Origin of the sequence: Pseudovibrio sp. Ad46 (assembly GCF_001623065.1) — a bacterium.
In the GTDB taxonomy this organism is placed as follows: Bacteria; Pseudomonadota; Alphaproteobacteria; order Rhizobiales; family Stappiaceae; genus Pseudovibrio.
Genome location: NZ_LMCG01000043.1, coordinates 21999 through 47003 on the forward strand (window position 1 = coordinate 21999; position 25005 = coordinate 47003).

Consider the following 25005-nt stretch of genomic DNA (forward strand, 5'->3'; position numbering starts at 1 on the left):
AGGAGCCGGCTCCTGCGTTTGTAATATGTGATCGGTTCTCTCACATTCCAGCTTTGACACCTTGGAATTGCTGGTTTTAGTATGGGTGGGGTGAATGGTTGGATGGAGCTCTGGCATGGTGGAACTGGGTGATCTTGCGGGGCTTTGGCAGCGGCTTGGGGGGGAGGAACTCCGGGGCATCTTTATTGGGCTCAATCGGGAGCAGGTTGAGGAGTTGGTTGCAGCGGCGGATGCGCGGCGCGTGGCAGGGCAGAAGCTGAGTGCTATTGATGGGCAGATTGTTGCGATCAAAGGGAATATTGCGCTGAAAGGGCGGGCAACGACGGCGGGCTCTGCTGTTTATGCCACCGAGATTGAAGCTGAGAATGCAGCGGTGGTGCAGCAGGTGATTGAGGCGGGGGGCATTCCCATCGGGCCTGCCAATATGACCGAGTTTGCGTTTTCTGGCATCGGGCTCAACCCCCATTATGGTAATGCACCCAACGGGTTGGATGCAGCGCTTATTCCGGGCGGCTCGTCCTCTGGCAGTGCGGCAGCAATTTCCAACGGCATTTGCGATCTGGCGATTGGCAGTGACACCTCCGGTTCTACGCGGGTTCCTGCTGCCTTTCAGGGCATTTGCGGGTATCGGGCGACCATGGGGCGCTATCCCATGGAAGGCGTTGTGCCGCTTGGGGCGAGCCTTGATGTGCTGGGGCCGATGGCGCGAACGGTTGACGGCATCTGCGCGCTTGATGCGGTGATGAGTGGCAAAACCTTACCTGATAATAAGGATGTAGAGGAACGGGCCTTCCGCCTTGTGGTGCCGGATCTGGAAGGACTGGGCATCTCCGCTGAGATTATGGAGATGTTTGAGCATTGCATCGATACGCTTGTTGCCGCTGGCATCCATATCGTCCGCCGTGATTTGCGGCCAATTTTGAAGGCGCATCTGCTGTTTTCTGAGCATGGAACGCTGGTCAGCGTGGAAGCGCGGGAGCAGATCTCGCAGTTTGTGGACCTGAGCAAAGACCAGATCGACCCGCAGATCAAAGCCCGTCTGGAACATGCCCTGCCCATGACGCCGAAGAAACTGGCTTATCTCAGACGTCAGCGGGCGGTGCTTCAGTCAGAGGTGGAGGGGCAGCTGAAAGGGGACCTGGTCCTGATGCCGACGGTACCGGATGTACCGCCTCTAATCTCAGAGGTTGAGGAAAGCATCGAGGCGTTCCAGAAAGCCAACGCACAGGCTTTGCGGCTGACCATGATCACCGCCTTCTTAAACATGCCATCGCTCACCTTGCCGGTTGATCCAGGCAAGCCATCACACAGCATTTCCATCTGTGGGGCTGCGGTCCACGACGAGCAGGTGTTGGCAGCAGGACGCGCCGTGGAGCATGTGCTGCGATAGCGCTCAATCTATGAATCTCCATGCTCAGGCAGGCTGCTTTCTCACCTGAGCATGGAGGCCAACTCTATACCGTTGTTTTCTGGTGCGATGACTTCCAGACCTCGACGGGCTCTTCCGAGCCATCGGAGACTTCGTAGAAGCTCTCTTTTATCTGCCCATCAATGCTCAGCGTAATCAAGGCGAACCCGTTGCGAACCCGAGGCTCCTTATTTTTCAAGGGAGTATGCGAGTAGTAGTCGATGTGCGGTTTGTCCTCCAAACCAGAGGGAGCTCCATTCGGGATTGCAGCATTGCCGGAACATCTTACTTTCGCAAAACGCCCGTCAGTGCCTTTCGCGGTGGGCAGTTGGTCACCGTAGGCGACACCTAAATGCACATGACCCCAGTACCAATAGTCTGGGGTGCCGCCCAGATCTGCAACAGCCTCATCCCATAGTGGCTCTCTTTTCAGGCCGTCGAAACTGATTGGATTATGATGGGTCAGGAGAATAACATCCCTACCGTTTTTATCCCCGACGACCTGCTGTATCCAGTCTCTTTGCACGCTTGATTTGCTACCGCCCAGAGTGCCGTCCATGAAGAGTGTTGAGGCGGACGAGTAGTAGGCGCTGTCGAGGCCCAGCATCATCCAGTCACCAAACTTCAGCGCAAAAAAGCTGGCTTTCTGCTGCTTGTTGAAAGGTGTGTTTGCAGAATCCAGAGCAACATTAAAATAACCGTTCGCGCCGTCATACATTTCGTGGTTGGAATTCAGGGTGAAAGAAGTCCCAGCCTGTTTGCCATCTGCAAAGCGATCTGCTGGCCACATCTTCACGAGGTTGTCGCTCTCTTGACTGGCTTCTGTGCCAGCGTAGTAAACGTCTCCCACATGGATGATGTAGTCAGGGTTATCAAGCGCAGCGCTTTTGCTGATCGCGTCCATCACGGCTATGGCAGGGCCGCCATCGCTGGTGTAATCACCCGTGCCCCAATCTCCAAGAATTGCAATGCTGATTTCGTTTTTAGAAGTCCCCGCCGCCAGATCGATGATGCCCGCTGGTGTGGTGCTGAAGGGGGCTTTTTTACTCGGAAAGAGCTTGTAGTAAGCAACATAAGCGAGGCAGGTGGTCCATCCGACATCACCCATCTCATATTTACCGAAGCCCAAAATCGAACCGTCGGACGTGACATAGGTGCCCAGCTCGATTTGCTGCGTGATGGTGCTGTAGTCAGCCCGCAGGGGCGCCTGCAACGGTCCACCCGCTTCCCACTCCAGAAATTCTTTAACAACGGCAAGGACATCCGCGTGTTCTTCGGGTGGGTTAAAGATCCAGTAGAGGGCCAGACCGAACTCGACGTTGCCTCCCTCAAGATCTGTTTGTGGTGGGGCGGATTTCAAAAGGCCCTTTTGGTTGAGCTCGCCAAACAGCATGCGCTCGCTGGCTTGCAAGGCTTGGTTCAGGCTGGGCCCTGCGATGGCTTTCGGCTTTGTATCCGTCGTTTTCAGATGTTGCAGCTGCTCTCTGATCTGGCTGATCTTGTTTTGCAGATCGGCATTTGGCGCGTTCATATTGTCCCCCAACTGAAGCTGATAGGTGCAGCGATCTCACGTCGAAACCGCTGCACATGAGCATCATTCCCGCAGGCATTAGGCGACCTATGTATAAAGGTTGCAATACCTGCATTCTCACAGCTCATCTGCACTTCTGGGGGATGAAGACAGTCTGAGGTGTGGGGAGGGTGCTCAGCTCGTTGCTTCTGTGAAGAAGATGAGTTTGTTGTGGTCGAGATCTCTTACATAGGCTGAAATGAACGGGCCTCGCTGATTTGGATCACCCTCATTGGTGCCACCCAGGTCGATCGCCAGTTTGTGGAGCCTCTTGACCTCATCGACAGAGTCGACGCCAAAGCCAACCATTGCACCATTTCCATGTGTTGCGGGCTTTCCATCAATGGGCAGAGCCGTCGCAAAGGCAAAATTCTCATTTTGCCAGTAGGTCAGCCTTTCATTGGCTGCAACTTGCTTTGGTCCGCCTTGCGCGAAGAGTGAGTCATAGAATTTGGCAGAGGCTTCTCTGTTGTTCGTTCCGACAGTGAAATAGCCAATTTTCATCGTGTGATCTCCATGTGTTGAACTCGGGTCACCTCGGTTGTATTGACAAATAGGACATTTAATGTCCTATTTTTTCGATGGCGCGCACAAATTCAAATGGCAGATTAAGACGGATGGAACTGCTGGCTGTTCAGCTGAAGCAGGAAGAGCTTTGTACAGTCAAAGATCTGGCCCTTCAGCATGATGTCAGCGAACGCACAATCACTCGGGATCTTCAGCTGATGCGCGAGCAGGGCCTGCCCATTGATGCAGATCGTGGTCGCGGTGGAGGTGTCCGCCTTGATCGCAACTGGGGTGTCGGGCGCATGAATCTGGCGTATCCGGAAGCGGTCGATTTGCTGATCAGCATCGCTGTTTCTGAGCAAATGGACTCGCCCATGTTTCTGGCGAGCCTCGGTTCGGTCAGACGGCAACTGGTAGCGTCGTTCTCGCCGGAAAAGCGGCATAAGGTAAACCGCCTGAAATCCCGCATCCTGATCGGATCGACAGCCTCCACCTATGTGCAGCGGACGATCAATGCCCCGCCTAAAGATGTCGTGCAGGCACTGCATCAGGCCTTCATCGATCAGGTGACGCTCACGATCGGATATAAGCGAGAGGATGGTGCATCCTCTGAACGGCGGATCGAACCGCATTACCTCATGTTAAATTATCCGGTTTGGTACGTGATCGCATTTGATCATCTGCGCAATGCGCCGCGCACATTTCGGTGTGACCGAATTCTGACGGCGGAGATGACGGGGGATCATTTCCGGCTGTTGCCCAAGGAAGAGTTTCAGGAGACTTTAGACAAAAACGGCCTTCTGATATGATTGCACCACAAACACTCATATGAACGCACCCAAAACGCAAGTAACGCAGATTTCACGTAAAAAACGCAAAATCGCGCAAGCTGTTCGTTCTGTCATGCATTCATGAGAAAATTTCCGCCTCAGATCAGCGGTAAGCTGATCCCCCTACTTGAAACACCCCACATACTCGATAAAATCTCTCAGCAATTTTAAGTATTTGTCGTTCCAGAGGATGATCCATGAAACTATTACACTCATGCGTGGCTGCTGCAGCACTCGTCGCGTTTTCGTTTAGCGCTCAGGCGGAAACCCGCGTCACTTATAAATCAGCGAAAACCTCATCCTCTTATTACCAGATGGCAGTACAGATTGCGGAAGCAATGAAGGAAGCCTCAGGTGGAGATATCATTGTAACCGTTGAAGAAAGTCAGGGTTCTGTTCAGAACGTGATGGAATCCGCTGTGCGCCCGGGCAACTACGTTTTCACCACGCCGCCTGTACTGGTGAAGCTTGCCAAGGGCGGCAAGGCGATGTTCGAAAAACGGGCAAATCCCAAGTTCGGTGAAATCCGTGCACTGTTCCCGATCCCGTCTTTGACCATGCACTTTGTTGTTGGTGAAGACAGCGGTATTGAGAGCTTTGCGGACTTGAAGGGTAAGAAAATCCTCATCGGCAAAGGCTCCTTTGGTGCGCGTGAAGGTGCTAAGTACCTGAAACTGTTTGGCCTTGAAGGTGAAGTAGAGCTGGCAGATGTAGAGCTTTCCAACGCTGTGCCTGCGCTGAAGAACGGCCAGATTGATGGTTTCGTGACCGCCGGATCTTACCCGGCGCCAAACGTGATTGAGGCTGCTGCTGGGACAGGTGTTGATGTTCTGTCTCTTTCTGATGACCAGATCGCTCAGACCAAGCGCACCAAACTGGTGATCCCGGCTGGCACTTACGCTGGTCAAGACGCTGACATCACAACAACTTCTCTGCCAGTTGTGGCTTACACAACAACGCAGATGGATGATGCAACCGCATATGCGCTGACCAAAAGCTTCTGGGACCAGAAGGAAAAAATGGGCAAGGGTGCAGCATGGTGGAACGGCGTAGACAAAGATCTGCTCAGCAACATCAGCGGCAAAATCCATCCGGGTGCACTGAAGTTTTATGATGAAGTTGGGTACACAATCACCGACGCGCAGCGCTAAGCGCATTCATCTTATTAAAAATTCAGGCCCGGAGTATATTCTTCGGGCCTTACTCCTTCTGGGTTATTTCGTTGAATAGAATTCACCGTTCCGTCTGGCTGGTGCTCGGTCTGGCCACCGTGCTGTTTCATCTGGGTCTGATCTTTTCCGGTCTGGTTCCCAATCTGGTCAGTCGTCCTTTGCACATGGCACTGGCCTTGCCTTGGGCGCTCATCCTGATGGCACGTAATCCCCTTGAAAAGGTGACGGGTTATGTGCTCACAGCCTTCGGTGTTTTCGCGGCTGGTTGGATTGCATGGAACCACTCGGACCTGTCGGATCAATACGGCTATCTCATTGATGATTTTCAGCTTTATCTGGCATTTGGCCTGCTGATCACGGTGCTGGAAATGGCGCGTCGAGCCATTGGCTGGCCGCTGCCACTGGTGGCGTTGATTGCGCTGGCCTATGGCATGTTTGGGCAACATATCCCCGGTGAGTTTGGCTATGCAGGTGTCCCGCTGGAAAGTTTTCTCGGTACCATGACCATTGCTGAAGGGGGATTATGGGGCAAGCTGACGGGAGTATCTGTTGGTGTTGTCGCGATCTTTGTGATCTTCGGTGCGTTTTTGAATGCCGGAGAAGCAGGCGCTGGTTTCATGAATGTGGCCGCTGCCGCCGCAGGTAAACTGAAAGGCGGAACTGCAAAAGTCTCAGTGATTTCATCGGCTTTGTTCGGCTCCATCTCCGGCTCGGCTTCTGCAAACGTGGCGTCTACCGGCGCGATTACGCTGCCGGCCATGACCAAACTGGGCTACCCGCGTGCACTTGCCGCCGCCGTGGAAGCTGTTGCCTCCTCAGGGGGACAAATCATGCCGCCATTGATGGGAGCAGGTGCTTTTGTCATGGTGGAACTGACCGGCGTTCCCTACACCGGCATCATGGCAGCTGCGATTTTGCCCGCATTTTTGTACTTTTTCGCGGTCTGGATGGGTATCAATGCCTTTGCCCGGCGCTATGAGCTGAAGGGATTGGCAGCGGACGACCAGCCGGATACGCGCTCGGTTATCATCACCTCGCTGTTCTTCCTTGTGCCGTTCACGGTACTGCTCTGGGCCATGTTCGTGCTGGGTTATACCCCTCAGTATGCCGCCTGTCTGGCGATTATGGCTGCGGTTGTGCTGCTGCTGATCGACAAAAACTTCAAGGTAGATCTGCGGAAAATCGGAGGGCGCTTCGAGCAAGCGCTGATGAACTCCGGCAAGCAGGTGGCGATGATCGCGTCGATTATCCTCTGTGCGTCCATCATCATCGGCACGCTTGGGGTGACTGGCCTTGGAGTGAAGATCACCTCACTTATCCTCTCTGGTTCCGGCGGCATGTTGTGGCCTGCGCTGCTGCTGACGGCTCTGGCTTGCATGGTGTTAGGCATGGAAGTGCCAACAACAGCGGCCTATGTCATCTGCGTTTCTGTTGCTGGTCCTGCGCTCATTGATATCGGGCTGGAGCCGCTTCAGGCACACCTGTTCGTGTTCTGGTTCGCGCTGCTCTCTACCATTACTCCCCCTGTTTGCGGAGCGGTGTTTATCGCTGCGGGTATGGTCAATGAGAACTGGTTGAAGGTCGCGTTGTTTGCGATGGCGCTGGGGATTGGCCTTTACCTTATCCCGTTGGGAATGATAGCAAATCCGACGCTGATCACGCTTGTGAGTTCGCCAGTCTGGTCGTTGGTGGCAACAGTGAAGGTGGGGCTTGCGCTCTCTGCAATTTCCTACGGAGTCATCGCACCATTCTCACCACTTATCCGCGGTGGCCTGATCGCAGGTGGTGGCGTTTTGCTCTTCATCTGAGTGCATAAAAAAACAGGCGCTGCTCTGGGTGAACAGCGCCTGCAAGTGTGATCTAACCCGTTGTCTACTCGGGAGACTAGGCAAACTGGGTTAGATTTGTGAGGTCAAGAACCTCATCGAACACCTGCGGGGCAGCGCCCAAAACAGGATACGGGGCACTTGGGTTCTCAGCCATCGGAAATGGGAGAATTTTCCCGCCAGCTTCAGTGATAAGGCAGTATGCAGCCATGCAGTCCCAGGCAGACATGCGCGGCTCAACGTAGCCAACCAAGCGCCCCGCAGCGACCCATGCCAACATCAATGCACCGGAGCCATAACGAGTGTAGCTCACGCCTGCGGACATCAGGTCTTCGAACATTTTACCGACCTGCGCAGGAGCAACGCGGTCATTCGCGCCAACGCCCAACATGCCGGTCTGCAGGTTAAATCGATCAGTCACCCGAACTGGGGAACCGTTGAGAGTGGTGCCTTTGCCGCGCAGCGCCGCAAAGCGCTCCTTGAGGACCGGAACATCAATGATGCCGATGGCAGCGCCGTCTTTGTCGGTTACGGCGATGCACACGCACCACCCCGGTAAGCCATTGAGAAAAGGGGCAGTTCCGTCAATTGGGTCGATGACCCAGGTGTAACCGGTCGTCCCTTCCACAAAGCCAAATTCCTCACCAAGCAATGCATCCTCAGGGAAGTTTTTGGCGATTAGACTGCGGATTTTCTGCTCTACGGCTTTGTCAGCTTCAGAAACGACATCCTGCGGATGCCGTTTTGTGTCGATGTTCAGATCATCGCGATTGGCGAAGTGCTCAAGGGCAAGCGCTGCCGCTTCATCAGCCATCTTTTGGGCAACGTTGAAGCGTTGCTCTAACTCGGCAGCTTGGTCCAGAACTGTTTCAGTGGTCATTTTTTACCGCCAATCAGTGCAAGACCGCGTGCATCAAAGTCGATGCCAACAGAGGTGCCGTTTTCCAGCAATTCGTCTGTGTGGTTGTCGATGACAAACAGCAGACCAAGGTCGCTCATAACTTCGTACTGGAAATGATCACCCAGATAAGCCGCGGATTTGATCTTGCCGGTTGGACCGCCATTGACATCTCTGCTGAGCTTGATGGAGTTGGCACGAGCGGCCAGTTTGCCCTTGCCAATGCTGTGGTTACGGCTGCGCAGGTCAAAGCCCTTGCCGCCAATTTGAACGTTTGCAGTCTCTGCATTTACGTCGCTGATATCACAATCAAGGATGTTTGCTTCGCCGATGAAGTCCGCGATGAACTCGGAAGCCGGGCTCTCATAAAGCTCATAGGGCGTGCCATCCTGCTCAATGAGACCGTCACGCATCACAACAATGCGGTCGGAAACTGCGAGCGCTTCTTCCTGGTCGTGGGTGACGTAAACTGCAGTGAAATCAAGTCGTTGCTGGATTTCGCGGATTTCAGTACGCACCAAACGGCGCAAGCGGGCGTCCAGATTGGAGAGCGGCTCATCAAGCAGAAGAACCTGCGGCTCCAGAACCAGTGCACGGGCAACTGCCACACGCTGCTGCTGGCCACCGGAAAGCTCGGAAGGAAGACGCGGTGCTTTTTCGCGCAGGCCGACAAGGTCGAGACCTTTCAGAGCCAGATCTTCTGCGTCTTTGAAGCCACTGGATTCTAAGCCGTATTTCACGTTCTCAAGCACGCTCATGTGCGGGAACAGAGCGTAGGACTGGAACACCATGGACACGTCACGTTCGTTCGGTGGAAGACGGGTGACGTCATCTCCACCAATCATGATGCGGCCAGATGTTGGGGTTTCCAACCCTGCGATCATGCGCAGGGTTGTTGTCTTGCCACACCCGGATGGCCCCAGCAGGGTAACCAGCTGACCCGGCTCAATCGTGAGATTGAGGTTCGGGATTGCGGTAAAGTCGCCGTAGTTTTTGCCGACATTTTCGAAGCGGACCTGACCAAATTTGGAATGTGTCATGCTGCGACTTCCTTCAGTTTACCCTGAGCAGGAGATTTTTGAGTGTTTTCCGGACGACGGAGTTTTCTTTCACCAACCAGCAGCTGGAAGATGAGAATGATGGTGACCATCACGAAGATGAGAACGGAGCTGTAGGCAATCGCCACGCCGTATTCGCCGTTCTCAACCAGACCGACCACATAGGCCGTCGCCATGTTGTATTTTGCGCTCACAAGGAAGATGACCGCAGAGATGGATGTGATCGCACGCACGAAGCTGTAGACCAGTGCCGCCTGAATGGCTGGACGCAGCAGCGGCAGGATCACTTTTTTCAGTGTACGCGCGCTGTTTGCACCCAGTGTCAGGGAAGCTTCATCCAGATTCTTGTCCAGCTGAGACATCGCCGCCACGCCGCCGCGCACACCCACTGGCATGTTACGGAACACGAAGCAGAAAATCAGGATCAGAGCGGTACCTGTCATCTGCAATGGTGGCAGGTTGAACGCCAGAATGTAGCTGATACCAATCACGGTGCCCGGAATTGCGAAGCTCATCATCAGGCCGAATTCAAAGGCGGATTTGCCCGGGAAGTCCTGACGAACGATGAGCCATGCGGATAGGATGCCAACTGCAGCAGTCAATGGGGCTGCGGCTAGAGCGATCCACATTGTGGTCCAGAAGCTGTTCCACGCAACGCCGGTAAAGGCAAAGCCGTTTTCAAACGAGATGGAGAACGCGGTGATGTAGTGCGCCAGCGTGACACTGTGGTCCAGACCCCAGACTTTCACGAAGCCACCGAACAGGATCAGGCCGTACACAGCAACGGTGAACAAGCTCCAGAGAGCAACAATAGTGCCGACCGGGATTGCAATACGCCGTGGCAGTTTTGAGTAACGGCCACCATCACCCTTACCAGTTACAGTCGCGAAGTTCCGCTTACCAAGCCACATCCGCTGCGCAAAGAAGGCAGAGAGTGTGAAGCCGAGGAGGATCATCGCCAGAACTGCTGCGCGGGACGGATCACTCTGTGCACCAACAACCGCGAAGAAGATCTCTGTTGAGAGCACGCCGCCGTTACCACCTAGAACCATCGGGTTGCCGAAGTCAGCCATGGACTCGATGAAGCCGATCAGAAAGGCGTTTGCCAGACCCGGTGCCATCAGAGGCAATGACACTTTGCGGAAGGTTCTCCAGCGGCCAGAACGCATGGTCTGGCTTGCTTCTTCCAGCGACGGGCTGATGCCTTCAACAACGCCAACCAGCACGAGGAAGGAGATTGGTGTGAAGCTGAGCATCTGTGCAATCCAGATCCCCGGAAGACCGTAGATCCAGCGGCCCAGCTCAAGACCTGTTGCAGCTTCAATGGCCTCGGTGACAAAGCCTGTACGGCCCAGCATCAGGGTCAGAGAAAGACCAATCACGAAGGGAGGCGTGATGATTGGCAGGATGCTCAAGGTGCGCAGACTTTTGCGGAATGGCATCTGCGTGCGGGTTACGATCAGTGCAAACGCAAGGCCCAGGAGGGTGGAGCCTGCCGCTGTTGCAATCGCGAGGAACATGGTGCGCCATGCAATGCCGCAACTTCCGCCAACCAGACAGTTCAGCTTCCAGATTTGCGGATCGGTGATGTTCCGCATGACACCTTCAGTGGTGAAGTTGCCACGGAAATCCTGAAACGCGCCAGCGAACATGGACAGAATTGGGTAGAATACGAAGGTCGCTACAAGCAGGATCAAAAGCGAGACGGCGGTGAGGACAATCGCGTCGCCTTTGAGAGCGCCCTTTTCAGCCAGGCCAAATGAAATGAAGGTGGTGAAGGTAAGTGCGAGCAACACGGCACCGGCGCCAAACGCAGGCTGACCATCGATACGGCCAAATGTTGCTTCCAGCAGGCTCCAGTTCCAGCCACGCAGGCCAATGGAAAGGCCTTCCAGCACCATCCAGAACAGGCCAAGAGCACCGATGATGGCAATCAGTTTGCCACGGTGGCCCGGCGCAGATTTCAGGCGCAGATATCCGGCAGCACCAACAAGAGCAAACACGGGGAGCAGTTGCAGCTTTCCTAGGAAGAGCTGGAAAAAGCCCGGCCAATAACGCTCTTTGCTCAGTAGATCCAAGACCCATTCGCCGCCAAAAAAGCCGCTGCGAATGTGGAACCAAGGCAATATAAACAACCCAAGGACGCCGCATATAAGTGCGAGGTCCAGCCGACGATTTTCATTTGTCATTTGGAAAAACCAGATTTTTTGGGGAAACGGGGCGAGCGTTAACTCGCCCCGATCTCAATCAGTTTGCAGCAGCGCCAACTTCCATGTCCCAGCGTGCCAGCAGGTTTCTGCGGCGGTCACTGCTTCCGTATTCCGCAAAATCGTAGTCGATCAGACGTACGTTCTCGAGCTTAGGAGCAGCTTCTGGCTGGGTAGAACCCTTGTTGGATGGAATCTGGTAGGAACCAGTTTCCGCCATCAGGTTCTGTGCTTCTGGAGTTAGCACCCAATCGTAGAACACTTTTGCAGTGTCTGGGTTTGGCGCACCGTCAATGAGAGACATTGAACCGATTTCGTAACCGGTGCCTTCACATGGAGCGACAACCTCAATTGGGAAGCCTGCTTCAGCCTGTTTCACTGCATCGTGCATAAACACGATACCGAGACCTGCTTCACCGCGGGCCGCTGCTTTAACAGGAGCGGAACCGGACTTGGTGTACTGCGATACGTTCTTGCCCATAGCCAACAGGTATTCGAAGGCTTCTTCTTCACCCATCAACTGAACGAGAGTAGCAAGTGCGGTGTATGCGGTGCCTGAAGAGTTTGGATCTGCAATAGAGATTTCGCCCTTCAACGCAGGATTTAGCAGGTCAGACCAGCATTTAGGGCCTTCGATGCCCTTTTCCGCGAGGATCTCTTTGTTGTAGCCCCAGCCTAGTGCGCCAGAGTACACGCCTACTGTGCGGTAGCCGGAAGTTTCAGCCTGAGCAACAGCCCATGGCAGAAGTTCTTCCAGCATTGGCGATTTGTAAGCGACAGAGAGCTGATCGTTTGCTGCCTGCAGATGCGGATCTCCGGTTCCACCCCACCATACGTCCGTCTGCGGGTTGCGAGCTTCTGCACGGATCTTTGCATAAGCTTCGCCTGAAGAAAGACGGATCATGCTGACGTCAGCACCCGACTTTTCTTCAAACTTTGCTGCGAGCTTTTCGCACAGAGCGTTGTCAGCGGAGCAGATGACATTGAGTTCATCTGCAGACGCCGCGCTTGCACCAGCACCCACAATGAGGGTTGCACCCAACAAAGCTTTCTTAATGGATTTCATGTTTACTCCTCCCAAACACGTTGTGTACACGTGTACATAATATAGTCGGCTAAATTTTTGCAATGTCAACTTTATTCCAAGAAAGACTAATTTATTTTCTGGATATTTCCTGATATGCAGATGCAAACGTGTACAATAGTCAGCGAAATTTGATGTCGGAAAAAGTGTCTTCAAGAAAGCAGCAGGTCAGGGCTGAGGACGTAGCGCGCCACGCTGGCGTGTCCCGTGTTTCTGTCTCCAGAACCTTTACTCCGGGGGCCAGTGTTTCTGACGCGACGCGCGCTAAAGTATTGAAATCCGCAGAAATACTAGGGTACCGCGTCAACCGCCTCGCAAGCAGTCTCAACCGCTCTGAAAGTGGTATCGTGGCGCTTGTCGCTGCTGAGATTGATACGCCGCACCGCGCTGCGATGATCGCTGAACTCTCTGAAAGGCTACAGGCTGCTGGTAAGGTAACAATGCTTATCAACACCAGTGGATATGAGGAGCGTGTGAAGGATGCACTGCTTCAGGCCATCAGTTTTCGCACAGAAGCCGCGATTATTTTGTCCGGTGCGCCCGATCCTTCCTTAGCCGACACATGTTTTAGCAATGGCATGAAGCTGGTTTTGATCAATCGTGAGGAAGATTTCCCGGGTTCTCTACAGATCGGGCCGGATAACAGGGCAGCAGGCAAGACCGCGCTGAAGGCTCTTTTGCGTGCAGGATGTAAGCGAATCGCCCTTGCAAACTCTGCAAATGCGACCTGGAGCATTGTGGAACGACAGAAGGGTTTCCTTGCCACTGCAGAAGAAGCCGGAGTTGATGTTCTGTGTGAGGTGGATGGTTTCACATCCTATCAGGCAGGTCTGGAGCTGGGAACGGCACTGCTTGATCGTGAAGACCGTCCGGATGGCATCTTCTGCACGACAGACCTGATTGCGTGCGGGGTCATTGATGCTGCGCGTCAACGATTTGGCTTGCGCGCACCAGATGATCTTTCAGTGATTGGGTTTGACAATATTCAGCAGGCAGAATGGGAAGGATATGACCTGACCACCTTTGCGCAGCCGACGGATCAGATCATCGACAAGTGTCTTGAATGGTGCACCACGGAACAGCCATCCAGTGAAACGGTGAAGCTGCCCGCCAAGTTTGTGTGGCGTAACAGCGTGCAAAAAGCGCGTGTGCCTATGAAGTAGCAGAGTCTCAGGCTTGAGGAACGAGCCTGACCTGCTCATAGGCCTCATAGAACTCCGCAAACATCTCCTGAATGCCTCGTATGGGAACACCAAGGCTGTCGCGCTTGCTGAAGTCAAAGCGCGTTGGCGGTTCCGGGTCTTTGCCAAGTGGGGTTGGGAGCGCTTCTAGCGGCACATACTCAGCAATCTCCTGGTAAATCCGGCGCCAAGTCCAACTGCCGCTCACAGCAAAGTAGCGTCCGGAGGCCTCTGACTGCTCTAAAGCGGCCAATGCCATCCTTGCAAGATCCTGCGGGGAGGTGAGGGACATGGACCCTGCTGGAACTGTGCTGTGCCAGCCTGTTTTGCCGTGCCGTAGTTTTGCAAGAAAGCTGAGAACGTGACCTTTCAAGTGCGAAGGCAGGAGAGGGGCGCCCACCATCATGCTTGGCAAGAAGGTGCAAAGCTTCATGCCATGTTGCTCGGTGAACTCCTCTGCCGCTGCTTCCATTACAGTCTTTTGTGCCTGCGCATATTTCCTCTGCTGAATCTGCATCTCGGCATCTGAAATGTCCTTGTCCTCCTGCTTTTTAAAAGAGGGGGTGGCTGGTTCTGCGGAGGCTGTACTGGAACAGAGCACTGCTGTTTTAACACCTTGCCGATGTGCTGCTTTCAGGATGTTCAGACAAGCTTGTTCTGCAGGTTGAATGATCTCTTTCAAGCCGCGCTCGCGACCCAACTCCGCAGCAGGCGTCCCGTCTACACCGTGTTTGGTTGTTGGAATGCAGGCGATGAACACAGCCTTCGCTTGTGTCATTGGCGCATCGAACCTTTCAGAGTTGGATGTATCTGCTGAAAACAGGTGCAGTCGTTCCGCCGCGCCGGGCAAACGCATCAGGCCACTGACTTTATCAAGTTGGGAAATGTCGCGCATGGTGCCGTTGACGCGGTAACCGCGGGCCAGGGCTTCTTTGACCATGTAAGCCCCTGCCAGCCCGCTGGCTCCTGCAACGCAAATGGTTTTGATTTCAGTACCCCTCATCAATCCCTCCAGTTCCAGCAGCCTGATGGCTCATCTGAATGGAACCATGCCAGCAGTACATTCTCATTGCACATCGGAAGTTCTGAGGCAGGTCCTCAGAAAATCTGAGAGGTCGTCCTCAGCAAACCTGAGGAGAGCATTTCAAAGAAACAATTGGAATGTGGGGCATGATTTGAGGTCATCTGGCGACCAGAAAAAGACACCGCGCGATGAGCGGGCCAAGGTGCAGTCAACAACCTCCCCTAGGGTTCCGTCGCTCATCCAAAGGCGCCAATCGCGCGGCACCTCCATCATCTTGAAATGGATTTTACAGAGAGGATTTTTCCATGGTCACCAATGACACTCCCGACAAAGCCCGCATTCTGATTGGGGCGAGCGCATCTCTGGATGCGACTCTGCTACCCAACTATCTGCGCGAGATCAAGAATTCGATTGATTGCACTCTCACCGCCATGTTCACACCCAATGCCATCAACTTTGTGAACATGGACAGCATCGCGCTGTTCGTAGACCGGGTGATCTGCGGAGATGACCCGAAGGACTGGTCCACCGACAAACCGGGACGTATCGCAGCCGAGCACGATATTCTCGCCGTGATGCCAGCAACGGCGAATACACTGTCTGGTGTTGCCAATGGATCTTCACTCAATCGACTGACCACCGTCATTCTTGCTGCTGAGTTTCCGGTGCTCTTCTTTCCGGTGATGGGCGGACCCATGTGGAAAAAAGCCTCCGTCAGACGCAATGTGGCGCAGATCCGCGAGGATGGTTACGAGGTTTGTGATCCGGTTTGGCGTGAGAATTTTGACCCGCATATGGGCAAGATCCACGGGCACCAATCCCTGCCAGACCCTGAGGTGGTGGTGGAGCAGATCAAGAAGCATCTGCCTCAATATCAGGTGCGCAGAGAGCTTGAGCTGAGCTAATTTAAGCAGCTTTCCCGACCGACAAAAAGCCCGCCGCTCAGGAGAACGGCGGGCTTTCTCGTGATCCTGAAACAATCAGGATGCGGAGGAAACCGGTGCTTCAATTGGTTTGAAGACCTTGGTCTGAACCCAAAGCGCGACATACATGCCCAGGCCAAATGAGAAGTGCGTCATGAGGCTTTTCAGGCGAGCGAAGTCCGGGTTCGGCCTGTTGGAGGCCATCACACCAGCGCCAAGAGATGGCTGCATGACAAAGAATGGGAACACGATCATCACAACACCAAACAAGATCGCAAGGATCAGGGATGGTTTTTGCAGCTGACGATTTCCAAAAATCATGACGAAGGCTGCAACGAAGACGATCCCGACCAGATAATGCACCGTCCAGCCAATGGTTGCTTCTCCTGCGATAGGTGCAGCGCGGCGGATGCTTTCGTGCGTGAATTGTCCGTCCAGCATATGACCCAGCCAGCGGCCAACCACTGAGAAGTTGCTCTGCGGAATGCCAAAGAGGCTATCTGCTGCGATGGCCCAGATATCCATGAAGAGCGTTGCGCCAATGCCAACAAAGAGAATGCGGAGTGCTAAACCAGTTCGATTTTCCATAGTACCTGTTCCTTTAGATCTGCGGGTGCTTTGCCGGAAGTGGCGCTTGCAAGTGCTCCCTTTTCTGGGGTGATAAAAAAAGCAGGCCGCGAGGGGATTGGAGTGCGGCCTGCAAGTGCAAGCTAAGTCAGGAGGAGCTGACCTAGCGGCTGCCTGCACATTTCTTGATGTCGCTGATTTGCTTCAGAGGCTGCAAAGAGGTCTCTGCTACGTAAGAGCCGATCTGGTAGCCCAACATGTCGCCAACAGCGTTAGAACGGCGGTAGTGAACGCCGCCAAGAACGCGGGATTCTGACTCTTCCTCAGCAAACTGCTGGAAGCTGACATAATCTTTGGAAAGACCGCCCTTACCGTTGAAGGTGAAGGCCATTTTGCCGTCGCCAAAGACGGATTCCATGACTTTCTGAGCCGCGCTGCCGCTGGTGCAATGCTGACATGGATATTCAGGATGCATTGGTGCTGGCACCAGAGAGCTCCACTCCATACCGGCTTTGAGGGTTGGGTGCTTATAGGTCTTGCCCAGAGCTTCCATTGCTGTTTGCGGACGCCACAACGCGTACTCATATTTTGCGTTGAAACCAGCAACTAGTGAGTCTGTCAGCGCAAGGTTGAGAAGCGCCAGTGTGCGGGCTTCTTCCAGCATGGACAGATCACAGGACGCACTGCTTTTGCGAGCGATCTGGTTCCATGCACCGGAGCCGGAGCCTGCGTGAAGCTTGGCGATGAAGACGTTGTCCTCATTAGTCTGCGTTTCCTTGCCGCCCAACTTTACGACTTCACTCAGACCACGCTGATACTGCATGCTCTCCAGCGCTGGAGGTGGCGGCACGCGGAAATGCGTTGCAGAGGACAGAACAAATGGCTTCATCTCACGAATTTTCGGCGCAACCATCTGGCGTTTAGACGTTGGCTGATACACACCCGCTTCTGCTGGACCTGGCGTGTAATCTGTTGAGAAGTTAGCGTTGTCTGATGCGCGCGCTGCCAGAATTTGCTCCGCAACAGCTTGGCCCAGAGCAATGCCGGACTGAGGGCTCTTCAGGTTTGCAAGGCGCTCTTTTGCTGCAATTTCCAACTCCGCTTTACGCTCTGGCATAAGGGTCGACAGAACGTGCAGGGCCGCCTGAGTGACGGCTGCTTGCGCAGATGCATCCGGATTGGTTGAGCCAGTATATGCGTAAGGAGCGTAGGTGCCCTCAACTGCGTTTGCGGCATCGAACATTGCAGTATGCAAAATTGTCAGGGCGCGCTGGCGTTTGGCTCCTGGCCATTTTTCAGCGTTGAAAAGGCCCATGGCGGTGTCTTGCCAGTCAGCAGCCAATTCTGCTTTGGCGGCTCCACCAGTAATCACGAGCGCCAGAGCGCCGCTGTAAGCAATTGTCTTCAACCAAGTAAATCGGGTCGTCATACTAAAACCTCGCAATTTGAAAACGGCTATAGCTAGGAATGGAAATTCGCTTTGCACAAATCGAAAGAATGGAAGGCGGGCCTCAGAATTTGTGTGGGCCCGCCTGAGGGTGCTTAAAGAAATCCGAGTAGGTACCACCACAGCATGTCGATTGGGACAAGCAGGAACAGGCTGATCGCAAACAGCGTCAGGCACAGTTTGATCACGGCCTTCGGCGGCAGGTTTCCAACCTGAATGGCGGCGACCAGTGGCGGCGCCTGAAACGGCAGAAATACATTGGAAAACGCCATAACCTGCGTCATCAAAACAGTCTGCAAGGGCAGGCCAGTGGCATCTGCCAGATCCCCGGCAACAGGGGTCATCACCGCAGGCACACCCGGCAGGTTTGTTGCCATGGCAACCAGTGTCGACAGGCCAGTGAGGACGGACAGGTTCCAAATTGGTGTGTCCTCAGCAAACCCGGCTTTGCCGCCAACAGCCTGAACCAAAGCCTCACCCAGTCCGGCAACTGAGATAACCGCTCCCAGCCCCATGATGCCCGCGACGAACATCAGAGAGCCATAGCTCAGGTCCTGATTGATGCAGGTTTTGGAAGTCAGCTTGGCATTGGGCCAGAAGCAGGCGAGAGCCGCAGCAAGACCAACCCATGCAGGACCAATCGGATGCAGGCTGTCCGTCAGCCAGAAGATGAGGCACAGGGCCAGAATGATCATCAGGCGCCGTTCAGGAGCACTAACGGGTGGTACTTCCTCTGTGGTCTCATGCGCGTCCTGAGGAAGTTTGTCCGGGAACAGGACCAGCGTCAGACCGATAAGGATGAGTGATTTCAGGATGCCCAGAACCGGGAAGTTCAGACGCAGGTAATCCCAATAGGAAATGCTGAGGTCATACAGACTCTCGCTCATCCCCGCGAGGATCATGTTGGGGGCATTGGCAGGCAGAATGGTGAAGGCTGGAGCGAAGGTCGCAAAGGCCGCCGCACACAGCATACCTGTGCGCCCGTTGGAGCCGGGCTTGAAACCGATCTGTGCAGCAAGGGCGGAGATCACCGGCAGCAAAATCATGATACGGCCAATGGAAGACGGCACCACAAACGCCAGCGCCACACTGAAGGCAACAATGCTGGAGACCAAGCCGGCATAGCTGTTGAGCGGCAAACGCATCAACAGAACGGCAGCTCGTTTGTCCAGCTTGGTGTGCTTGATGGAGGCGCCAAGCACAAGGCCTGCAAACAGCAGCCAGAAGGTTGACGTCTGGAAGCCGGAGAACACCACGTCCGGCGGAGCAATGCCTATCACGATGGCAACGAAGAAGAAGGCGAGCGCGGTCCAGTATTCCGGCACCACACCTGTTGCCCACAAGCCGAGGCAACCAACGGATAAAACCGCAGCAACGGCCATGCCAGCAGGCAGATAAGCGGAAGCCAGAAGGCCCGCGATTGTGGCGGCAATAGCCACTCCAAGAAACTGCCAGGTCTGTTTGGTGTTAAACGAGGATTTTATTTTTTCGGGCGTGGGACTGAGCCCGGAGGCCGGAGCTGTGTCGTGCTGGGTGTGATCTGTCATAGCGACCTGTGATTCTGATTTTGAAAAATGAGGTGCCAGAACTATGATTTTCGCGCTTGCCAATAATCCAATCGATTTATCAGAGGCATAGCCTCAGCATTTTCGAATATGCTGATAAATGCGCCCTCAGGAAAGCTGAGGTAGCCTATCTGATAAATCGAATTTACTCGGATATCGTCTCCAAGTATCGATCTGTTGTTAAGGTAGGCTTTGGCTTTGGAGACGTTAAGTGTTTAATTTTGCAACCTATTACGGCTTCATAAATGAATAATCAGCAGGAAACCACGGTGTCTTCAGGCATCATCATGAACCCGATTGGCTTTGTGCGCTCAGGCTTTTCAGAAACGCGCGAATGCCCGAAGTCCAGTCGTCGCAACCCTGCCCAGAGCCAACTGGAAATTGCCTCTCCTTATGCGGATGCGCTTTTGAACATCACGATGGCCTCTCATCTTTGGGTGATGTACTGGCTGCACCACTCTGACGGAACCGCGCTTGTTCGGCGTGCCCGCGGAGAGGAAGCAGCACGTGGTGTTTTTGCCAGCCGTTCACCCAACCGGCCGAACCCGATTGGTTTGAGCTCGGTTGAATTAATCAAACGGGACGGCAACGTTTTGACAGTGAGTGGATTGGATTGCATCGATGGCACGCCAATTCTGGATATCAAACCCTATGTCCCTATAGAAGACCACCAGCCAACTGCGCAAATTGCGTGGCAGCCATGATCCGGAACCTGAGGATGCGCATGTTGCCGTGCGTCCCGCTCAGAAAGTCTGAGACATGCACATCTTTCACCAACCTCTTGTGCGCGTTGTAATTGCAGCTGTCGCGGCTCTGCTGCTGACAATAGCTGCGGGGATTGCTGGTCCCATAAACCAGCTTGTTATAACCGATGCCCGCGGAGATCGCGGGATGTTGGCGCCTTATGTTCATGGCAGAAACGGCATTGGTTACCTCTACACCACATACGTTTTTGATAGCCTGTTGAGTCAGTCGAAAGACGGCGATCTGGTCCCTGCACTGGCGCGGCGCTGGACTGTTTCCAAGGATGGCTTGACCTGTGATCTGTATTTGGATCTGCGTGCGTCCTGGCATGATGGGCAGCAGGTTACAGCGGCAGATGCAGCTTTCACTTTTAGCTACATGAAGGAACATCCGTACGTCTTTGTTTCCGTCGAGAATGTGAGAGAAGCCGAGGTTATCTCTCCTGATCACCTCAAGATCTTTCTCAAAAAGCCAGATGCAGGGTTGCTGAACGGGCTCCTGCTTTCCATGCCAGTCCTGCCAAAACACGTTTATCAGGATGTGGTTGAACCACAGCGTTTTGCAGAACCGGATGCTGTTATTGGCAGCGGACCTTACCGCCTTGTTGAGTACAGCAAGGCACAAGGGCGCTATGTGCTGGAAGGCAATGCAGACTATTATCTGGGCAAGCCGAAATTTAAACGCATTGCAATTGTGAAGATGGCGACAGATGCGGCGTTGCGGGCGGCTCATGCTGGGGAGATTGACGTGATTTCCTATCTGCCTCCGGACCGTTTGGAACAGGCCGAAGCGATAGGCATGAACGTTGCCAAGGCGTTTAGCCACCATTCCCTGCGTCTTGGGTTCAACCACAGCGGACGATTCAACGACAAGACGCTTCGCCACGCGATTGCCTATGCGATTGACCGGCCTGCCATCATCGAAACTGTTTTCCAAAAAACGGCAGATGTTGCAGATACCGGGTTCATTCAGGAGGAGTCGCCCTGGCATTCTGAAGACAAACATCCTGAGTATTCCTTTAATCCTCGGCGGGCCACTGATCTGCTGTTCTCTAAAGGGTGGGACCGAGGAGAAGATGGGCTGTGGTATCGTGATGGAGAGCGGGTTGTTTTACGCCTTCTTGCCAGCAGGCGCGAAAGCAAAACAGCGAAAGTCCTTGCAGAACAACTGGAGACCTTTGGCATAGAGCTGGAGGTTCGCATTTTAGAGCGTGCCGCGCTTCAGGACACTCTGTCTGAGGGCAATTATGATCTGGCCCTTTATGCCTCCGGTACTCTTGGCGATCCGAATGGAATCATGCGCCGTGTGTTTGGGCGTAAATGGGCTAGCGATGGCTATCAGAGTGAGCATCTGCAATCGCTGGTGATTGCTCAGTCTGTTGCAACCAATAAAACGGAGAGGCAGAAAATTCTGGGCGAATTTCAGAAGGCTTATTCTGAGGAACTACCAGCCTATGCCATCGCAAATCCTCACATGGTGACGGCTTACAACGATAAGCTTTCAGCCCTTCAGTTTATGCCCGGCGGTGTGGCGATCGGCGTCCCTTCAGCACTCCATAAATCCTATCTGGTTGATTGATCAGCTGGACACCCATTGTCAGCTGCCTTCGGGTGGCTGGCATAAGACAACCGACAACAGACAGGCCGTTCTTGTGGTACCTCCGATTATTTTAAACATGCTGTCTGGCCTTGGCATCCGCCTTCTGGTGTTTGCCCTGCTGGTTTTGCTGGTGTTCTTTTTACCGCGAATGCTTCCAGGGGATCCTGTTGAAGTGTTTCTTGCCTCTGATCTTTCTCGTAACCTCACTGGTGCGGAGAGTGCTGAACTCCGAGCCCAGTTCGGCCTGGCGGGAGATTGGCCGCAACAGCTTGGCGTTTACCTTTGGGACCTTGTCAGAGGCGATCTGGGATACTCGGTTCCGCATGCTGCCCCTGTCTCGGAACTGCTCAGAGCATCTATTCCCTGGACCTTGCTTCTGATCACCTGCGCTGCGCCGATTTTTCTTCTGGCAGGGGCTGCTGGTGGCATTGAAGCTGGCAAGGCGCCTGGGGCTTTCTTTGACAGGATTGCGACTGGCGTCGTGACAGTTGTCGCCAGCATTCCGCCATTCACCTCTGCCGTGCTGTTGCTGCTTGCTTTCGGCATTGTGTGGCCCGTGTTGCCCTCCGGTGGATCTGAGCCGTTTTTTCCCAGCAATAACCCGTTGCAGCGGGATTTTGACATTGCCCGCCACGCTGTGTTGCCTGTGCTGGCCCTGTCGCTGCACGAAATATCCCGGTTCTATTTTCTGGCACGGGGAGAGGCGATCACGCTGTCTCAGCGGCCTTTCATTCTCAATGCCTGCGGGCGTGGCATCAAAGGCTGGCGCTTGCGCACGGCTTATTACGGGAGAAGCCTGTTTCCGGTTTTTCTGGCACGAATGAGTGATGCGCTGACGGGCTTGTTTGGTGCTGTCCTGTTCGTTGAGATTGTCTTCTCTTATCCCGGAACGGGGCACTTGATTTATAACGCTATTTTGGATCGTGACTACGTTTTGTTGCAGGGTGCGGTTATCGTTATGGCTGGTTTGGTTCTGCTGCTGAACTGGGTCATTGATGCCGTCGCAACAAGCCTGGCGCGTAGAGGGTGATCTCATGCTTGGTTATTGGTCACCTATCACACAAAGTGCCGGTTTCATTTCACGAGGAGCGATTGCTGCCTCGGCTGTGCTGGTTATGGCAGGCTTTGCGCTGTCAGAAAGTTTGCCTCATTACAAGACCAGCCCGGATGTTTTGCAAGCCCCGAGCATGGACCACTGGCTTGGCACCAATGGGATTGGGCAGGATGTTTTTGTCGGCCTTGTAAGAGCTGCACCAATCACGGTGTTTCTCGCACTCATCACAGCCACCGCGGCGCTGGCGCTGGCTTTAGCAGCGTCCAGTCTGGCTGCGTTTGGCGGGCCGCGCATACGCAGCGCGGTCTTGCGACTGGTGGATGTGCTGCAGGTGATCCCGTCCATCCTGTTGCTGCTGTTGTTGGCGGCCTGGATACAACCCGGTTTCCTTGGGCTTGTGGTGCTTTTGTCGCTGACTGGCTGGCATGAGGATGTGCGTGTTGCTCTGCCGATTTTGCTGCGGGAGCTGACCCGCGAGAATGTGCATTTTGCGCGGAGGATGGGGGCCAGTCGCAGATACTGTCTGCGCCACCACATCCTGCCCGCGATCTGGCCCGCAATTGTCGGTCTATTTTTGCAAAATGTACGGCAGGCGGCCCTCAAAACTGCCGGTTTCGGGTTTTTGGGGCTGACTGATCCAAGGCTGTTGACCTGGGGCAGTATGATACAGGATTCAATGGACTATCTTTATACGGATGCATGGCTCTGGCTCTTGCTTCCACCAGCGGGTGCGCTTTCTCTGTTTCTTGTTGGCATTTTGATTATTGGTGAAGGCTACATGTCAAACGGCAGCCTCAGCGGAAAGGAACACCATGATCCGCGTTGAGCAGCTTAATCTTTACTATGGTCGCCAGTCTTTGCTTGAGGATGTCTCTTTTGAGATCCACAAAGGGCAAACTCTGGCGGTCATCGGAGAACCCGGCGGTGGCAAGACGAGCCTCGCCCGCTCTCTTATGGGTCTCATTCAAGGGCGCAGGCTGGCAGAAGATGAACAGCCATTGGCCTCCAGTCATTTCAGCTGGAATGGAGAGGCCTGGCTGGGAGACATGAATGTCCTGCGCTCGTCACGCGCGCAATTGCAAGGCATGCGGGGATGTTCTGCAGGCCTGATCGTACAAGCGCTGTCGGATGCATTAAACCCTCATTTGACCGTCCTGCAACATGTGCAGGAGATGCTGCAGGCTCATGGGCTTTATGAACGGGATGCGCTTGAGGAATGTGCCAGAGGGAATATTCCGGAGCGTCTTTTACATCGTTATCCTTCGGCTCTGAGCGGCGGTGAAATTCAGCGTGTGCTGACGGTGCTTGCTCTGGCGAACTCGCCTGAATTTCTGATCATGGACGAGCCGACCGCCGCGCTGGACAGTTTCAATCGGGAAATAGCCATTCGCTCGTTTCTGGCTGGGAGTGAGGACCGCTGCCAGATGCTGATCACACACGACATTGAACTGGCACGCCGTCTGGCAAGCCATGTGGCTGTGCTGCGCAAAGGCAGATTGACTGAGATCGGGACAGCTGAAGAGGTGCTCGACAGGCCGCGCAGCATCTACACCCAGCAACTGCTGAAACTGAGGCGAAACGCGCATAACTCAGCCCCGATCCTGGCAAGTGGAGAAGGGGGGTATCCGGAGTTGGAGGCACGTAGTGGTCATGGATTGACCCTTGATAAACTGCATCACAGCTTTGATGGAAGAGCCTTGCTCTCCAACATTTCAGCATTTGTGCCAGCAGGCCGGTGTCTCGCGATTTTGGGGGGAAGTGGAAGCGGCAAAACCACGCTTGCGCGGTTGCTGAGCGGTTATGAAACTGTGCAGGACGGCTTTGTTTATTGGCAGAACGAGGAAGGGCGCGCCAAGTCCGTGGTGGCGTTGATACCACAGCACCCGCACCGCGCTATGGCTTGTCATTTCACTGTCTACGAGGTCCTGAAAGAAGCGCTGATGCTGTCTGGCGGGGATCAGTCTGAGCTGACGCGGCTGTTGGAGCGGGTTGGTTTGCCGACGGATTCAGACTTCCTGCGCCGCAAAACCAGAAAGCTCTCTGGCGGTGAAGCGCAGCGATTGGTAATTGCACGGGCGTTGGCGACCCGACCTCAGTGTCTGGTGGCTGATGAGCCCACCTCAGCTCTGGACATGCAGGCCCGCAGTCAGGTGCTGGAGATCCTGCGCAGTGTGATGCGCAACAAGAAGATGGCTCTGGTACTTTTCACCCACGATCACGCCGCCGCCCGCTCGCTGGCAGACAAGGTCTGTCATTTGGAGCAGGGCGAACTCATTTGCAGCCAAGCCCCGCAAACAAATGCTGCCAGTTGAAAAAGAGCCAGCACGTTTTGGCAACGTGC

21 protein-coding genes are annotated in these 25005 nt (G+C 54.3%); 11 read left to right on the forward strand and 10 right to left on the reverse strand.

Going from position 1 to position 25005, the window contains the following annotated elements; all coding sequences use genetic code 11:
* Positions 1-94 precede the first annotated feature (94 nt).
* The gene (locus tag PsAD46_RS10935) at positions 95-1390 is read left to right on the forward strand and encodes an amidase family protein (RefSeq protein ID WP_208981789.1); all 1296 of its coding nucleotides are present in this window, start codon (positions 95-97) and stop codon (positions 1388-1390) included.
* Positions 1391-1454: 64 nt separating this feature from the next.
* On the opposite strand, the gene PsAD46_RS10940 is transcribed toward PsAD46_RS10935, so the two are convergent.
* Both PsAD46_RS10940 and PsAD46_RS10945 read right to left on the reverse strand, forming a co-directional pair.
* Positions 1455-2939: a metallophosphoesterase gene (locus PsAD46_RS10940; RefSeq protein ID WP_063306848.1), complete on the reverse strand. Its 1485-nt coding sequence runs from the start codon at positions 2937-2939 to the stop codon at positions 1455-1457.
* 174 nt (positions 2940-3113) lie between these two features.
* The gene (locus tag PsAD46_RS10945; protein ID WP_063306849.1) at positions 3114-3482 is read right to left on the reverse strand and encodes a VOC family protein; all 369 of its coding nucleotides are present in this window, start codon (positions 3480-3482) and stop codon (positions 3114-3116) included.
* A 113-nt stretch (positions 3483-3595) separates the two neighbouring features.
* On the opposite strand from PsAD46_RS10945, the gene PsAD46_RS10950 reads away from it, so the two are divergent.
* The 3 genes from PsAD46_RS10950 (at position 3596) to PsAD46_RS10960 (ending at position 7295) form a co-directional block, all read left to right on the forward strand.
* On the forward strand, positions 3596-4294 hold the full coding sequence (locus PsAD46_RS10950) for a WYL domain-containing protein (protein WP_063306850.1): 699 nt from the start codon (positions 3596-3598) through the stop codon (positions 4292-4294).
* 218 nt (positions 4295-4512) lie between these two features.
* Positions 4513-5466 (forward strand): TAXI family TRAP transporter solute-binding subunit, encoded by a 954-nt coding sequence (locus PsAD46_RS10955; protein ID WP_063306851.1) that lies wholly within the window; start codon positions 4513-4515, stop codon positions 5464-5466.
* A gap of 71 nt (positions 5467-5537) precedes the next feature.
* The gene (locus PsAD46_RS10960) at positions 5538-7295 is read left to right on the forward strand and encodes a TRAP transporter fused permease subunit (RefSeq protein WP_063306852.1); all 1758 of its coding nucleotides are present in this window, start codon (positions 5538-5540) and stop codon (positions 7293-7295) included.
* A gap of 76 nt (positions 7296-7371) precedes the next feature.
* Here PsAD46_RS10960 and PsAD46_RS10965 read toward each other — a convergent pair whose 3' ends face one another.
* The 4 genes from PsAD46_RS10965 to PsAD46_RS10980 are packed head-to-tail and all read right to left on the reverse strand — an operon-like array spanning position 7372 to position 12542.
* Positions 7372-8193, reverse strand: a complete 822-nt coding sequence (locus tag PsAD46_RS10965) for an inositol monophosphatase (RefSeq protein WP_063292872.1) — start codon at positions 8191-8193, stop codon at positions 7372-7374.
* Positions 8190-9251: an ABC transporter ATP-binding protein gene (locus tag PsAD46_RS10970; protein WP_057461516.1), complete on the reverse strand. Its 1062-nt coding sequence runs from the start codon at positions 9249-9251 to the stop codon at positions 8190-8192. Before PsAD46_RS10970 ends, PsAD46_RS10965 begins: the two co-directional genes overlap by 4 nt.
* A complete protein-coding gene (locus PsAD46_RS10975; RefSeq protein ID WP_193757744.1) occupies positions 9248-11458 on the reverse strand; it encodes an iron ABC transporter permease in 2211 nt (736 codons plus the stop codon). Before PsAD46_RS10975 ends, PsAD46_RS10970 begins: the two co-directional genes overlap by 4 nt.
* Before the next feature lie 58 nt (positions 11459-11516).
* Positions 11517-12542 carry an ABC transporter substrate-binding protein gene (locus tag PsAD46_RS10980; protein WP_063306853.1) on the reverse strand — a complete coding sequence of 342 codons (1026 nt, stop codon included), beginning with the start codon at positions 12540-12542 and terminating at the stop codon, positions 11517-11519.
* A gap of 152 nt (positions 12543-12694) precedes the next feature.
* On the opposite strand from PsAD46_RS10980, the gene PsAD46_RS10985 reads away from it, so the two are divergent.
* Complete coding sequence (locus PsAD46_RS10985) at positions 12695-13723, forward strand: LacI family DNA-binding transcriptional regulator (protein WP_063306854.1); 1029 nt, start codon at positions 12695-12697, stop codon at positions 13721-13723.
* Between the two features lie 7 nt (positions 13724-13730).
* On the opposite strand, the gene PsAD46_RS10990 is transcribed toward PsAD46_RS10985, so the two are convergent.
* Positions 13731-14744 carry an NAD-dependent epimerase/dehydratase family protein gene (locus tag PsAD46_RS10990; RefSeq protein WP_208981790.1) on the reverse strand — a complete coding sequence of 338 codons (1014 nt, stop codon included), beginning with the start codon at positions 14742-14744 and terminating at the stop codon, positions 13731-13733.
* Between the two features lie 326 nt (positions 14745-15070).
* Between PsAD46_RS10990 and PsAD46_RS10995 the strand changes: the two genes are divergently transcribed.
* Complete coding sequence (locus PsAD46_RS10995; protein ID WP_063296147.1) at positions 15071-15670, forward strand: flavoprotein; 600 nt, start codon at positions 15071-15073, stop codon at positions 15668-15670.
* A 75-nt stretch (positions 15671-15745) separates the two neighbouring features.
* On the opposite strand, the gene PsAD46_RS11000 is transcribed toward PsAD46_RS10995, so the two are convergent.
* From PsAD46_RS11000 to PsAD46_RS11010, 3 genes are all read right to left on the reverse strand, one after another.
* Positions 15746-16276, reverse strand: a complete 531-nt coding sequence (locus tag PsAD46_RS11000) for a DUF2938 domain-containing protein (protein ID WP_063292868.1) — start codon at positions 16274-16276, stop codon at positions 15746-15748.
* A 142-nt stretch (positions 16277-16418) separates the two neighbouring features.
* A complete protein-coding gene (locus PsAD46_RS11005) occupies positions 16419-17684 on the reverse strand; it encodes a vanadium-dependent haloperoxidase (RefSeq protein WP_063306855.1) in 1266 nt (421 codons plus the stop codon).
* Positions 17685-17797: 113 nt separating this feature from the next.
* Complete coding sequence (locus tag PsAD46_RS11010; protein ID WP_057461510.1) at positions 17798-19249, reverse strand: SLC13 family permease; 1452 nt, start codon at positions 19247-19249, stop codon at positions 17798-17800.
* A 263-nt stretch (positions 19250-19512) separates the two neighbouring features.
* Here PsAD46_RS11010 and tsaA point away from each other — a divergent pair, with 263 nt between their 5' ends.
* The 5 genes from tsaA to PsAD46_RS11035 are packed head-to-tail and all read left to right on the forward strand — an operon-like array spanning position 19513 to position 24976.
* Entirely contained in the window at positions 19513-19971 is a 459-nt protein-coding gene (gene tsaA, locus PsAD46_RS11015; RefSeq protein WP_063306856.1) for a tRNA (N6-threonylcarbamoyladenosine(37)-N6)-methyltransferase TrmO, read from the forward strand.
* 55 nt (positions 19972-20026) lie between these two features.
* Positions 20027-21589 (forward strand): ABC transporter substrate-binding protein, encoded by a 1563-nt coding sequence (locus PsAD46_RS11020; RefSeq protein WP_063306857.1) that lies wholly within the window; start codon positions 20027-20029, stop codon positions 21587-21589.
* Entirely contained in the window at positions 21582-22640 is a 1059-nt protein-coding gene (locus tag PsAD46_RS11025) for an ABC transporter permease (RefSeq protein ID WP_244273199.1), read from the forward strand. Before PsAD46_RS11020 ends, PsAD46_RS11025 begins: the two co-directional genes overlap by 8 nt.
* On the forward strand, positions 22606-23490 hold the full coding sequence (locus tag PsAD46_RS11030; protein ID WP_244273201.1) for an ABC transporter permease subunit: 885 nt from the start codon (positions 22606-22608) through the stop codon (positions 23488-23490). The genes PsAD46_RS11025 and PsAD46_RS11030 overlap by 35 nt, the downstream gene beginning before the upstream one ends.
* Positions 23477-24976 carry an ATP-binding cassette domain-containing protein gene (locus PsAD46_RS11035; protein WP_063306859.1) on the forward strand — a complete coding sequence of 500 codons (1500 nt, stop codon included), beginning with the start codon at positions 23477-23479 and terminating at the stop codon, positions 24974-24976. Before PsAD46_RS11030 ends, PsAD46_RS11035 begins: the two co-directional genes overlap by 14 nt.
* The last annotated feature ends 29 nt before the right edge of the window (positions 24977-25005 follow it).

What these genes read in the sequence shown, in the direction of transcription:
- PsAD46_RS10935 (WP_208981789.1), top strand. Translation starts at nt 95, where the DNA reads ATGGTTGGATGGAGCTCTGGCATGGTGGAACTGGGTGATCTTGCGGGG.
- PsAD46_RS10940 (WP_063306848.1), bottom strand. Translation starts at nt 2,939, where the DNA reads ATGAACGCGCCAAATGCCGATCTGCAAAACAAGATCAGCCAGATCAGA.
- PsAD46_RS10945 (WP_063306849.1), bottom strand. Translation starts at nt 3,482, where the DNA reads ATGAAAATTGGCTATTTCACTGTCGGAACGAACAACAGAGAAGCCTCT.
- PsAD46_RS10950 (WP_063306850.1), top strand. Translation starts at nt 3,596, where the DNA reads ATGGAACTGCTGGCTGTTCAGCTGAAGCAGGAAGAGCTTTGTACAGTC.
- PsAD46_RS10955 (WP_063306851.1), top strand. Translation starts at nt 4,513, where the DNA reads ATGAAACTATTACACTCATGCGTGGCTGCTGCAGCACTCGTCGCGTTT.
- PsAD46_RS10965 (WP_063292872.1), bottom strand. Translation starts at nt 8,193, where the DNA reads ATGACCACTGAAACAGTTCTGGACCAAGCTGCCGAGTTAGAGCAACGC.
- PsAD46_RS10970 (WP_057461516.1), bottom strand. Translation starts at nt 9,251, where the DNA reads ATGACACATTCCAAATTTGGTCAGGTCCGCTTCGAAAATGTCGGCAAA.
- PsAD46_RS10975 (WP_193757744.1), bottom strand. Translation starts at nt 11,458, where the DNA reads ATGACAAATGAAAATCGTCGGCTGGACCTCGCACTTATATGCGGCGTC.
- PsAD46_RS10980 (WP_063306853.1), bottom strand. Translation starts at nt 12,542, where the DNA reads ATGAAATCCATTAAGAAAGCTTTGTTGGGTGCAACCCTCATTGTGGGT.
- PsAD46_RS10985 (WP_063306854.1), top strand. Translation starts at nt 12,695, where the DNA reads ATGTCGGAAAAAGTGTCTTCAAGAAAGCAGCAGGTCAGGGCTGAGGAC.
- PsAD46_RS10990 (WP_208981790.1), bottom strand. Translation starts at nt 14,744, where the DNA reads ATGAGGGGTACTGAAATCAAAACCATTTGCGTTGCAGGAGCCAGCGGG.
- PsAD46_RS10995 (WP_063296147.1), top strand. Translation starts at nt 15,071, where the DNA reads ATGGTCACCAATGACACTCCCGACAAAGCCCGCATTCTGATTGGGGCG.
- PsAD46_RS11000 (WP_063292868.1), bottom strand. Translation starts at nt 16,276, where the DNA reads ATGGAAAATCGAACTGGTTTAGCACTCCGCATTCTCTTTGTTGGCATT.
- PsAD46_RS11005 (WP_063306855.1), bottom strand. Translation starts at nt 17,684, where the DNA reads ATGACGACCCGATTTACTTGGTTGAAGACAATTGCTTACAGCGGCGCT.
- PsAD46_RS11010 (WP_057461510.1), bottom strand. Translation starts at nt 19,249, where the DNA reads ATGACAGATCACACCCAGCACGACACAGCTCCGGCCTCCGGGCTCAGT.
- tsaA (WP_063306856.1), top strand. Translation starts at nt 19,513, where the DNA reads ATGAATAATCAGCAGGAAACCACGGTGTCTTCAGGCATCATCATGAAC.
- PsAD46_RS11020 (WP_063306857.1), top strand. Translation starts at nt 20,027, where the DNA reads ATGCACATCTTTCACCAACCTCTTGTGCGCGTTGTAATTGCAGCTGTC.
- PsAD46_RS11030 (WP_244273201.1), top strand. Translation starts at nt 22,606, where the DNA reads ATGCCGTCGCAACAAGCCTGGCGCGTAGAGGGTGATCTCATGCTTGGT.
- PsAD46_RS11035 (WP_063306859.1), top strand. Translation starts at nt 23,477, where the DNA reads ATGATCCGCGTTGAGCAGCTTAATCTTTACTATGGTCGCCAGTCTTTG.